Below are 12,111 nucleotides of genomic sequence, written 5' to 3' on the forward strand. Positions count from 1 at the left end.
TTGAAATTGTATCTTATTACCTAGGTTCTTGCCACAAAAAAAAAAATGACTCCAAATAAATGGAGTCTTGGTATTAATTTAAAAACATTTTCAAATGTTTATCGAATACAAGGGTGTCTTCTACAACCTTATATTGTGACGTGAACCATTGCCCATTCACGTGAAAAACTTTGAGAATCACCTTTTTATCTGTGGCTTTCATCACAATAAAATCCCGTACTTCTTCGTGTTTCATTATATCTTGTTGCAATGCTTGTTTTACCTTTGATTTCTTCATGCTTCACTCCACTCCTTTTTAAAATAAAGAGAGCCACATTGTGACTCCCCTGTTATTTACCTTCCTCCCCATCGGTTTGTTCGTTTTTGCTTGGCAAGCAATTTCCTAGCAATGCGGTCAATATCTGCTTCCTCACGTACAACAAACGCTCCTTCTGCAAAGTGAAAGTTCTGCTCAACCTTGCCTTCACCCTGTTCCTTCATAGACTCCATGTTGTCAGCAACCGCACTTGCAAATGGTTTCATATAACGCTTGTGTTGGATTGGAAGGACGGCTTCCGCTCCAGCTTCACCAACACCTTGACCACCACCAAGAACAGACGCACCGTTGAAAATGGCTCCCTTTGCGTTCCAATTCACATTGAAGTCAGGGTAAGGAATTCCCATGATTCCCTTCTTCTTAGTTACGCTAATACTCGGTAATTTTGGCTTAGGAATCTTGATCTTCATGAGATTAAAGGCATTTTTGATCTTGTCGATAATCCCCAACACTGTCTTTTTAGCAGATTCAATTGGTGAGGTGATTGCTTTCTTAATACCGTTCCACACGGTTGAAGCCGTGGATTTGATACCATTGAAGATAGTCCTAATAGTTGATTTCATTGTGTTAAACGTTGTCTTGATACCATTCCACAAGGAACTTGCAACTTTTGTGACCGTGCTTTTTATTCCATTCCAAACACTTGAAGCGGTTGACTTAATGCCATTGAAGATATTGGATACACCGGACTTCATGGAGTTGAAAATTCCTTTTGTTGTATTCCACAAGGCTTTAATGGAATTAATGACACCATTTTTCAGTTTAGAGACAATGACTTTAATCAATGCCCACATATTATCCATGAGAGAAACAACTTTGTCTTTCCCGTAACTGAAAGCAAGCCTGATTGAATCCCATTTTCCTTTAATAAGTTTTACAATTGTTTTGACAAAGTTGACTACAAGTTTTCGGATTGCTCCCACAAAACTCAAGTTCATGAGGTTCCAAACAAACTTGATTGCTCCTCCAAACAATTGTTTAATACCTTCCCACATTTTTGAAAAGTCACCTGTGAAAAGACCTGCAAATGTTTTTATGAGTCCCATGATTATATTGAGTGCCCCGTCAATTACGCCTTTGATTGAATTCCAAATATATTTAACAATAGCCAATGTTGCCTTCAAAGCAATGTTCACAATTGGAGAGATAGCGTTCCAAACATTCTTTATTGCTTGGAGGATACTTTCACCGTTCTCCTTCCAAAATTGCTTTATTTGAGCAAGTTTTTCACGTAAGAACGTGACAATTGTGTTTATTGCTTGAACAATCAATTCTTTCGCTTGTGTGAATGTTCTGTTTACAATCTCCCTGAATGGTTCAATCTTTGCATAAGCAATTGCTAAACCTGCGACAAGTAAAGCGATACCTGCAACAATTGCTAATACAGGAGCACTCACCATTCCAAACACTGTAACCAATGCTCCTACACCTTGAGCAATAAAACCAATGAACATTAATAATGGAGGTAACATTGCGGTTAGTCCTGCAAGAATAGTTATTGCAGTCTTTGTTGAGGGGGATAATGCGTTGAATTTGTTTGTGAGGGAAGTGATTCCGTCTGTAATCTTGCGTATGGCAGGAGTCAATACGTCTGAAATAGATATTGCAGACTCGCTCAATGCGCTTCCTAATTTCTTGAAGGCTCCATGAGCATTGTCGCTCATGACTTTTGCCATTTCACTGGTTTGACCTTTTGATTTCTTTAACTCTCCCGTGTAATTACTCATTTTCTCTGAACCCTGATCAAGTAGTACCTGCCATCCCGACATAGCTTCTTGACCAAACATTGTTGCAAGAGTCTGTGCCTTTTGCTTATCGGTCATGCCTTTGGTTCCCTGTTCAATACTCTTGAGAACTTCAGGCATTGATTTCATATTGCCTTGTGCGTCAAAAACACTGATACTTAACTTATCCATAAGTGACCTTGCTTCTTTACTTGGATTTGCTAACTTGGTTAGTCCACCACGTAAGGCAGTTCCAGCTTGTGAGCCTTGAATACCAGCGTCAGACATTTTACCAATAGCTGAAGCCGTTTCCTCAATGCTCCAACCCATACCTGAAGCAACGGGAGCAACATACTTCATTGCGTCCCCTAACTGGCTCATGTCTGTGTTTGCCGTAGCCGTTGTTTTAGCAAGCACGTCTGCCATTTTTCCTGCCTTGTTTGCTTCAATGCCAAATCCACTCATAATATTTGAAGCAATATCTGCCGTTGTAGCTAGGTCAGTGTTACTTGCAGTTGCAAGGTTCAATACACTAGGAAGACCACTCATGATCTCCTGTGTGCTCCAACCTGCTCTCCCCAACATCTCCATACCTGTACTTGCCTCCTTTGCAGAAAACATTGTGGTTGATCCTAAATCCCTTGCAAGAGACCTCATGGAATCGAACTCTTTTCCAGTTGCTCCCGTGACCGCTGCCACATTAGACATTTGTTTGTCAAATGTCGCTCCTATGGTTACGGCAGTAACACCAATCCCCATAAGTGGAGCAGTAATTGAAGCAGTCATGGCTTTTCCTGCACTAGACATTGACTTTCCCATTTTGCCAAAGGTTTTTCCGGCACCTTGTATGTCCTTGTCAACTTTTTTCATTCCACGGGTAAAGTCTGATATATCAGCGCCAACAGACACCATTAATTCCGATAAACTCGCCATTGTTTCCACCTTCCTTTTTATTTAATACAAAAAAAAGAGTCCTCATAATTGAAGGACTCGTTCATAATTATCTCGACAGTATCTTAAAAACTTTTCTGTAGTTCCTTGCTTACACTTGATATATTGAGGAATCATGGAAACAAAATAACCCATTTCGTAATATTGAAATGCTCTTGAGCACACATACCGAAACAAATAGTCATCTGAACGTATCCACTTGTTTGTTATATCTTCCTCAATTTTTTCAGCTTCCTTGAACTCTTTCTTCAGGTCTTCTGCAAGTTCTCCAACCGTCACTCCTTCTAACTCCTCATACGTCCTATACAAAATGGCTCTTTGATTCATATTGTCATTAAGATCGAATGAGTAAAGGTCATTGTTATCACGATCAATAAATTGAATGTCAATCGTGTAACTATTTTTGGGGTTATTTACGGACTTAAACAATTCAATCTCCAAGGTATGAAACGTGCAATCCAAAACAAGAAGATTTTTATTTTTAATGAGAATCACTCTCCATGACTTCAATCCTTACTTGTGCACTCCAAGGGTTCTTGTTACGGAATTTGAATGAGAAACACTTCTTTATTTGAACGGGTTCCCTGAACACAAGCGTTTGCCTTGAAGCGTTCATATTACTGAAATATTGCTTGTCAATGAATAAGGTGTGACTCTGAGTCGTACAAGATTCATCCACAATTCTCATAGATTCAGCCTTACATGGTGAATCAAGTTCAAACACGTGAATATCGTCCGAAAATGGTTCAACCGTGGTCATGAAATGTCTCATTGGTAACTCCTTTGCATGATTTTATCCAATAAAAAAGAGTCAACCGCTTCATTTCGGGATTGACTCGACACGATCAGTAACAACAGGCAAATTACTGGTAACATTTGAGATTCACTCCTTTATTTATTCTAATGAATCAATGTCCATATCAATAATCTCTTTACGTTTTGCTTCAACGTCATAAGTTTCTTCTTGCTTAACAGTAAGTTCATGTTGTTCCTTGAACATACCCCTTGATTTTAAGATCATCTCAGCGACCTTGACTTTGTTACCCTCCGAATGAGAGGTTTTCAAAATAGAACGTAACTCCCTCACGGTATCCTGAAACAATTCAGCAAACAATTGTTCGTTAATGTGTTCAATAAATCGTTTTGCTTCAGGTTTCTTGGTTATCTTGTAAAGTCGACTCCTCTGAAGACCAAACTGTTCAGCGATTTCTTGGTTAGTCATCCCTGTCATGTCTTTCACAGTGTGAAGTAAACAAATCATGCGGTCTCTATGGGAGAGGTCAAATTGGGGAGAAGTGAGGTCTATATTTTCATATTGCTCAAGTTGTTCGTGGATTTCATAGAGTTCGGGTAACGTATCATCATGTTTAAATGGCTTCGTATATTGCACTATTCTTACCCTCCCACGTTGTCAGGATTACCGTGGTCATCATCCTTGCCTTCTTCTTCTGCAATCTTCCGCTTTAGGAACCCGATTCTCATTTGAAGCATGGCACTCAAAGGCTCCCCGTCTTCTTCCATTTTAAGAAGTTGTTTGTCTTCATCATCCAGTACAGTTTTTTCTTCCTCATATTCATATTGAACAGGCTTACCTTCGTTTTGTTTTACGTCCTCTCCATAACCTTCCGAGAGTAACTCATAAATTGATTTCATTGTTTATTTCTCCTTTCTTTTGATCTCACGGTAACGTTTTTGAGCCGTTTTTTGATCGGCTTCAATTTCACCAAATTCTTTATAAAGTAGAAAACCAAAATCTTGTTGACGTGAGAACAGTTCCATATAGTCATCCCCACTCACAAAATAACCGGGTAAATCTTTACGTCCATATCCCGTATCAAGGAGATAGCGTCCACTCTTTTCTTTGTATTCACTGGCACCCACTGATTTGGCATTGCCGTGTTGTAGAATGAATTCGTTGAAATCCTCCAATTGTCGGTCAACATGGCTCCGTGCTTGATAGATTTTTTGCTCAAGTTCCACAAGATAATCAAATTTCATTTTCAAAATATCCCTCTCCTTTTTCTCCATGTATTCACGTGATTTATTCATCTGCTCACGTCTTAGTTGAACCGCTTCTTGAAGGGACTCCTGAATAAACTGTGCCTTCTCACTTTCCAGTTCATCAATCACCTCTTGCAATGATTTCACGTCACTCCACAAAGATGATTCCTCTTGGTTTATATTGCTTATTTCAGTCCTGTTTTTAGCGAAGTCTTTTCTAGTTAGATCATAGCGTTCTCGTCTTTTCTCTTGAGCCTTAGACTTTGTCATGTTTTTCTGATTGCTTAGATCAAAAATTGTATTTTCCAAATGCTCTATTTTCTCAACTATTTCAGTCATTCTTGATTTTTGTTTCATTTTGAATCTCCTTTTCCATAAATTCTTTTGTCAGTAATGCAACTTGACGTTTTTCTTCAGAATCGCGAGCTTGCCAATATAATTTCATTAGTGTATAAAGCATTTTCACAATATCCCTCTCCTTTTTGCGATCTCCAGAATGTCCTCAAGGTCTAAATATAGTCGTTCCAATGTTTCCTTCACTGTTTCATCCAGTCTTTTACTTACTGCATATTGGTGTTTACTATTCACTTCTTCAGTACGAGACACGTGAGCCACTGAAATGCCAAGTAGTTCTGCAAAGTCAGGTTGCGTAAACGATAATACAAGACGAATAGCCTTAAATTCTGCCTTGGTCAGCTTTCTTTCCACTGTTTTTCCAACTCCTTTAAATGATGATGAATGTATGTGATTTCACCTACATTGTGGTCAAAATAAAGAAGCCCTCCATAAAGGAAGACCTCTTGCCTGTTTCTTCACTTTTGTATAAGGAGTGAAGTTCCTCTACACTTATAGGTTACTGCCTTATCTCTTTTACAACTGTCACAATATAACCTACAAATTGTTATTCTTAATAAGAAAACCTATCAAGAATTCGTTTCACGGAATCAATTTCTTTGTTGGTATATGGCTTTTGGAGAACAACAAGTTCACCATCTTTTTTCACATATACGTTACTTTCTTCAATGCCATATTCGTGCAAACTTTCACGTGTTTTCTCTGTCCACTGACTTTGAGGATATTCGTCCATAACCTCACCAACAATGTCCTCATAAGTTCCATTGGAGACTCCGTATGAGTCAACTTCTTTTCTCCACTGTTCCATCCTCATTTCATATATTTCCATTTCGTGTTGATTGTTTGGTTTTTGGGGTTTGTTCATTTAAACCACTTCTCCTTTTTTAACTTTTTTATAAAAATCTGCTTGTTCTCTGATCGTAGTATTCAAACGTTTGGCTTCTCCTTTTAACCAAGGCAAAATAGCCTCTGCTTCTTCTAAGGGAATATCAATATAATCTGCTAGTTGAAGACCATTTTTAATATCTGTGACCCTTGCCGTAATTCTATCCAGCGCTTTTTCGGTCTTCTCTGCATTTTCATTTTCTTCTTTTGAAGGTTCTTTCTGTTTATCGGAATGAGCCTTCTTTTTTTCTTGTTTTTGTTTGTATTCTTTCAAGGCAACGTCTTCGTAAAAAGCGCCACCGTTTTTGGGGTCTCTCAACAATGCTCTCTTTTCGGGTATTTTACTGCCTTTTGAGGACTCTTGAGGGGTATTGGGCTTGGGGAGTTTTTCTTGTGGTTCTGTGTGGCTCTCTGCAAGTCTCACACAATGTTGAGGGTGTTCATAATTCCATTCTTGAATTCCAAAATATTGAGGGTTCAGATAATATTGATTATCCGCTTGTTTACCTCTTTCAACGTAACTTCCAGAATCCTTTTCCAAGGCTCCAAGTTCCTCAAGACGTTTCACAATCCTTTGTACAGTTCCATTCGTGGTTCCAGTCAATGTTCGAATTTTTGAGAAGGACAAGCGACAAGTTTTATTGTGCTTTTGGTGTCGGTAAATAAAGGAGAACATTGCAAACTCCTCCACATTCGCTTTTTCAAGAACCTCCCTTGGTAAAATGTCATAGTGTTGTGATTTATCAATGTGGAAAGTCAACTTGAAAACTCGCTTGGAAAATTCCTCAATGTCGATCAACCCTTTTTCTTGTAATGTCACCAAGGCATTATCAATATGCTTTCTATTCTTGTAAATGTCCTTCACAATGGGAACCAATTCACCAAGAACCTCAATTGAAGTCGTGTATTCCCCGTGATAATTCATGTGCTCCAGCAAATACACCAATACATATAATTCTGTTTCATTTAAGCGGTCAGGGTTTGAAGGTTCAACCCAATGTTGTTCAATTCGTACCGTTTTCCCCATTTCAATGAATTCTCCTTTTTAGACTAGTTTTGAAAATGCTTTTTCATTTCTCTCCACAAACTTTTTAACGTCCGTCAACTCTTGAAACATGAGATTTAATTTTCTTTGTAGGTTATCCGTGAAATCTCTTTCACCTTGCATAACCATGCTAATATAACTCATGGTGTATCCCGTTCTCCTTGCAACGTCCGTCTTTTTCAACTCAAATTCATTCATTAAAATTTGCAACTTCTCCACATTAAATTGAATCATGTAAAAATCTCCTTTTGTGTTAGATTTAATTACACTATCTCCCCAAATAAAAAGAACACGGAAAATCCGTGCTCCAAACACATGGGGAAATGTGTACGTTTATTCCTTCTCATACTAATAGGTGGCTGGTTGAGTAGTTTAACAACCTTTCACAAAATGAGCGGTGCGGAACCCTATAATAATCTTTATTCAAGATTCCACAAGTAATTATTTATTTAAGTGATTCCACAAAAGTATTTATTCAATGCTCCGCAATTCTTTGCAAGTTCTTTATTCCAGTTATTCCACAAGGTATTTATTCAATGATCTGCGAATCTTCAATTTCTTTATTCAGTTACTTATTTATTTTTGTGGAAATTATTTTTATTAATTAAATTAAACTTTGTGGATTCTTCTGTCTAAGTATTATTTTAAGTCTAAAAATTATTAAAGAGTCTAAAACATTATTCTCTTGATAAATTCGCTCAAAAAATTAGCCAAATTCTCACACCTATGATAAATTAGCTAAAATTTTGTCAATTTTTATCATACCTATGATAATTCAGCAAATATTTTCACCTTTTTTATCATAGTTACTTTTGCGACTCCACACCCGATTACCCAAGTTGGTCAACTCACCACACACGGTTCCCCAAAAAATACCCTGTGGTATTCAATTCACAAGGTATTTATTCATTTGCTCATTGTGGAATAATTGAGTTGCTTTGCAACTCGCAATCTTCGATTGCCATTCTTTTGACTTTGAACTTGTTCTTTTAATGTTTTTATCTTTCTTAACAGTTTTCATATCCACTTGTGACAATTGTGTGCTTCTCAATTCCTGCAATGTAAAATCCACTTGAAATTATACTGTGTATTTTTTAGACAGGAGTTGCAGTGGTTCAGGTACCCCCGTCCCCCGTTGGTGGGGTGTCAAGTTATTTTACTTAACATTGATTAATCCTTTGTATAGCCATGAGAGTAAAATATAGCCTCACTGAATAGCTTTGTAGTGTTTCGAGTGATATACCATTCATTGAATACTTGAGTCTTATTTGAGCCATTTATGAGCGAATGAGGAAATTCAGTCTCAATAACTTGTGATCAATTACTTCAAAGTAACACAATAGATAGAGTGTTACATTCACATGTTATAATATCAATGTTTTCATGAATGTGAATAAAACCCTTGTGTATGCACTTGAATTAAAATACAAAATAACTTCCGATAACATATCATATGTAAACTAGTGTTGGTCATGGGCAAAACCATGTAAGCCTTGGTAGAGTAAGTTGGGGTGTGGTTTTTATTCCTTGAGTCAAAATGTATGAGAATCAATTGTTTTATGCAATGGTGTAGAACCCTTGATTTATAGGGATTTGTCATTTATACCCACGGTGAAAAGGTGTATATGTCACATTGAATATTCCTTGTTGTTATCTCCTAATAAAAGGAGTAATGGCATGGATAGTTCAAGAGTTCTCAAGAAACCTCAACGCCTTAAAACAACATTGTTCCAAATACATGGAGAAACTTGTGGAGCGGTTGAAGGTCTCACGGTTCACCGCTCTCTCCAACGTGAAGGAATCGAACAACCATTGTGTCAATACAAAGAAGTGCAATGATCTAACCATTGAGGTTCAACGGTATATACCCATGCAGGTATGCAATGATCGTGCTTTCCCTTTGTAAAAGAATATTTTAATCAAGCCTCTCTAACATACCCCTATCGGTATTTGAGTACCTTGATTACTTTACATTGCCTACAACAACGCATATAAAGGTGTAAAATTACACCATACTACTCATTGTTATCTCTAATGAAAATCAAGTATTGGCAATGCCTTCTCAATAAAAGTTACAAGTACACACTACCTCTCTGAACAAATCTCTAAACCTGATCAGATTAACATTATAACTTGTATTATTGTACCAATGCTGGAACAACGATTAATATAACAAACGAGCATGCTTTGTTATACCAAGGACAAGGGGGATTGGTATACTAACCAACCCCGTGTTATCCAATTATTCCTCCCAAGGTATTCACTATCTGATTTCCAAGGTTAAACAAATTACTTCCTGCACTCGCTAACTCGTTTACTCCTCTTACCTTGTCCATTGCGGTTCTCATGATTGATTTCTTTGGGTTCTCACTTTCAGCTTCTTGAACTGCTACTTCTAAAAACTCAACGGTTTCCTCTTTTTCTTGATCAGGAATCTCATTGCTCTGATTTAGTTCTTCAACAAATTTTTGAACTAATTCTCCTAGTCCTTCAACCCGTGTCTCGTTATAAGTTTGTTCAGCAGTTACTTGTCCTTGACTTTCTGCGTGGTTGAGTTGTCCCCTGAATTCATTGATAGAAAAATGTGTGCCCGATTTCTTATCATATCCCAAATCAATTTTCACCTCCGTTAAATAAGTCACAATATGGTCAACAAGCTGTTTTACAATTTGATTGTTAAAACCGTCAACATGATTTTGAACCTTAGTGGAACTCCCATAACCATATGAAACACCTAAAATGTCAAGTTCATTATCTGAGATATAATTCAGCATTTGATAAATGAAGGCAATTTCTTCGGACTCTCGAATTGGCAATTCGTATCGGACATGATGACCTTCTTTCTCAAATACTTTTTCCATGTCAAACTCTTTAACATTGTTCTCTTTAATAAATTCATTAATCGTAGGTGATTCCTCAATAAACAGAAGAAACCTTTTCAAATTTTCATGGTAATTTTGGAAGTTACAGTTCAAAAACCTACTTGCTAATTTTCTGAAACTAATTGAAAGTTTTTCATATTCCTTCTCTGTCAACACTTCGCTCAATTAATTCACCCCACAATATGGACAATAAATTGTATCTCTTGTTTGGTCTCCGTGTATCTTTATCGTTTTGTTACAACAATGAAGCTTAACTTGCTCCAAATTCTCATCTTCGATTAATTCCTTGGGTTGCTCCTCTTTCATCTTTTTACAATCAAAAGTAAGACCAGAACCTTTCATGCTCCGCTTTGACTTCTTGAATGTTTTATTAATTTCTTGTTTCATGTAGTTCATAGCAAGCGTTTGAGCATGTTCAATAACGGCTTCAGGTATGAAATTACTACTATCATCCGTAAGACCACAACTAGGACAGAATAGTTCTAAAGTGTCCTCTGCGTCTATATCACCGCCCAATGCCTTAAATCTCTGCTTGCAATATGGACATTCTAATGAATAATACCCCTCACTGTCAGTCGGTATTGAGATATTTTCCTCCACGCTATCACCTCCATAGTAATACACCTATTATATCACTGTGTTGTTATTTTTTGGGTATTTATAATTATTATTTGCTACAATAAGACAAAAAAAAGACTCCCTATTTGGAAGCCTTCAAGATTGCTTTTATTAACTTTTCCGGGTCAGGTTTTCCGTGGCTCGTAACAGTACCCACACCTTTTATATGCTTTGAACTCATGTTGACCACCTCCTTCTTTTGTTTCCACACGGAATAATGATCTACCTTCCACCATGCTTCTACACTCTTTTTTCTAAATGCTTCAATGGTGAAAACTTCATGTGATTGTAGTTCACTTCTTCACTAAACAAGTTCACATATTTCTTTGTCATGCTCATGTCCGTATGTCCCAATAATCTTTGTAAGGTAAATGGGTCTGCTCCCCCAACTACACACAAACGAGCAAAAGTATGTCTAAAGGTGTGGCAGGAACAACGCACTCCTTTTAAATTTGCTTTTTTACCATAGTAGGTAATTCTAGATTGAAGTTGTCTCTTTGTTAAGGGAGTTTCGTCAATGGTTATAAACAAAGAATCACATTCACATACCCCTCTTATTGAAAGCCAACGTTCTAACATTTTAGCCATTGTATTTTGGAAAGGCAAGATTCTTTGATAGTAAGTTTTTGTATGCTTTACGTGGATTACGCCTTCTTTTAGCTTTATGTCATGTATTGAAAGGTTAGAGAGTTCATTGGCTCTCATACCTGTTTCAAGCAATAAAAGCATAATCGTGTAATCCCTAATTCCAATGAACGTATGCAGGTCAGGTTGCCGAAACAAATGATTTAATTGTTCAGTTGTAAAGGTCTCCACAATTGTTTCCCTGTCCTTGAGAAGTTTTACAGATTTCATTGGATTGTTCTTTATGTAATTCTCACGGTGTAAATAATTAAAGTAAGATCGTATGGCACGTAATCTTGTGTTTATTGTGACTGTCTTTATACCTTGTTTCTTCATATAAAGTATCACATTGTTTTTTATAATGTTAGTGGTAATTTTTGAAGGAGAGGTATCAATCTCTTGTTCCCTCAAATGTTTGTAATAAACATTGAGTTCATTACGGTAATAATTAATGGTGTACGGTCTCAAGTTTCTAATGTTGCAATCATCTAAAAACAACTCAAGTGAATCCTGAAAGCTAATTTGAATAAGTGAAAAATCATTGTGGAGAGTGGCAAGTTCTTGTGGGGACAATTGCAAGTTCCTTCTCAATGTTATTCCTCCTTAGAATTACATACGAGTTGGAACATACGATTATTTGAGGGAAAATCGTGTGAAGTAAACACAAAAAAGACTCCCTCAACGCATTGAGGAAGCCCATTGTTTCAACAC

The 12,111-nt window shown here is 37.1% G+C and carries 14 protein-coding genes; all 14 read right to left on the bottom strand.

What is annotated here, in order from left to right; translation table 11 throughout:
- Window positions 1-73 precede the first annotated feature (73 nt).
- The 14 genes from HOP45_RS11120 to HOP45_RS11180 all read right to left on the bottom strand — a co-directional run bounded on the left by HOP45_RS11120 (window position 74) and on the right by HOP45_RS11180 (window position 11,991).
- Entirely contained in the window at window positions 74-277 is a 204-nt protein-coding gene (locus HOP45_RS11120; RefSeq protein ID WP_181349362.1) for a hypothetical protein, read from the bottom strand.
- Window positions 278-333: 56 nt separating this feature from the next.
- Window positions 334-2,973, bottom strand: coding sequence for a phage tail tape measure protein (locus HOP45_RS11125; protein WP_181349363.1), 2,640 nt, complete (start codon window positions 2,971-2,973; stop codon window positions 334-336).
- Window positions 2,974-3,015: 42 nt separating this feature from the next.
- On the bottom strand, window positions 3,016-3,270 hold the full coding sequence (locus HOP45_RS11130; RefSeq protein ID WP_181349364.1) for a hypothetical protein: 255 nt from the start codon (window positions 3,268-3,270) through the stop codon (window positions 3,016-3,018).
- Between the two features lie 616 nt (window positions 3,271-3,886).
- Window positions 3,887-4,381 (bottom strand): phBC6A51 family helix-turn-helix protein, encoded by a 495-nt coding sequence (locus HOP45_RS11135; protein WP_181349365.1) that lies wholly within the window; start codon window positions 4,379-4,381, stop codon window positions 3,887-3,889.
- Window positions 4,382-4,386: 5 nt separating this feature from the next.
- Window positions 4,387-4,644, bottom strand: coding sequence for a hypothetical protein (locus tag HOP45_RS11140; protein ID WP_181349366.1), 258 nt, complete (start codon window positions 4,642-4,644; stop codon window positions 4,387-4,389).
- A 3-nt stretch (window positions 4,645-4,647) separates the two neighbouring features.
- Window positions 4,648-5,349, bottom strand: a complete 702-nt coding sequence (locus HOP45_RS11145) for a hypothetical protein (RefSeq protein WP_181349367.1) — start codon at window positions 5,347-5,349, stop codon at window positions 4,648-4,650.
- Entirely contained in the window at window positions 5,324-5,458 is a 135-nt protein-coding gene (locus HOP45_RS20720; protein ID WP_255437606.1) for a hypothetical protein, read from the bottom strand. The genes HOP45_RS11145 and HOP45_RS20720 overlap by 26 nt, the downstream gene beginning before the upstream one ends.
- Entirely contained in the window at window positions 5,455-5,700 is a 246-nt protein-coding gene (locus tag HOP45_RS11150; RefSeq protein ID WP_181349368.1) for a helix-turn-helix domain-containing protein, read from the bottom strand. The genes HOP45_RS20720 and HOP45_RS11150 overlap by 4 nt, the downstream gene beginning before the upstream one ends.
- A 199-nt stretch (window positions 5,701-5,899) precedes the next feature.
- Window positions 5,900-6,211 carry a hypothetical protein gene (locus HOP45_RS11155; RefSeq protein WP_181349369.1) on the bottom strand — a complete coding sequence of 104 codons (312 nt, stop codon included), beginning with the start codon at window positions 6,209-6,211 and terminating at the stop codon, window positions 5,900-5,902.
- Complete coding sequence (locus tag HOP45_RS11160; RefSeq protein WP_181349370.1) at window positions 6,212-7,258, bottom strand: MarR family transcriptional regulator; 1,047 nt, start codon at window positions 7,256-7,258, stop codon at window positions 6,212-6,214. It lies immediately after the preceding gene.
- Window positions 7,259-7,276: 18 nt separating this feature from the next.
- Entirely contained in the window at window positions 7,277-7,510 is a 234-nt protein-coding gene (locus tag HOP45_RS11165) for a helix-turn-helix domain-containing protein (RefSeq protein ID WP_181349371.1), read from the bottom strand.
- Between the two features lie 2,000 nt (window positions 7,511-9,510).
- Window positions 9,511-10,314 carry a hypothetical protein gene (locus HOP45_RS11170; RefSeq protein WP_370458011.1) on the bottom strand — a complete coding sequence of 268 codons (804 nt, stop codon included), beginning with the start codon at window positions 10,312-10,314 and terminating at the stop codon, window positions 9,511-9,513.
- A 9-nt stretch (window positions 10,315-10,323) separates the two neighbouring features.
- Window positions 10,324-10,758 carry a hypothetical protein gene (locus HOP45_RS11175; RefSeq protein WP_181349373.1) on the bottom strand — a complete coding sequence of 145 codons (435 nt, stop codon included), beginning with the start codon at window positions 10,756-10,758 and terminating at the stop codon, window positions 10,324-10,326.
- A gap of 258 nt (window positions 10,759-11,016) precedes the next feature.
- Entirely contained in the window at window positions 11,017-11,991 is a 975-nt protein-coding gene (locus tag HOP45_RS11180) for a tyrosine-type recombinase/integrase (protein WP_219914585.1), read from the bottom strand.
- Window positions 11,992-12,111: the final 120 nt, after the last annotated feature.

This window comes from Thalassobacillus sp. CUG 92003, from assembly GCF_013618635.1.
Taxonomy (GTDB): domain Bacteria; phylum Bacillota; class Bacilli; order Bacillales; family Halobacillaceae; genus CUG-92003.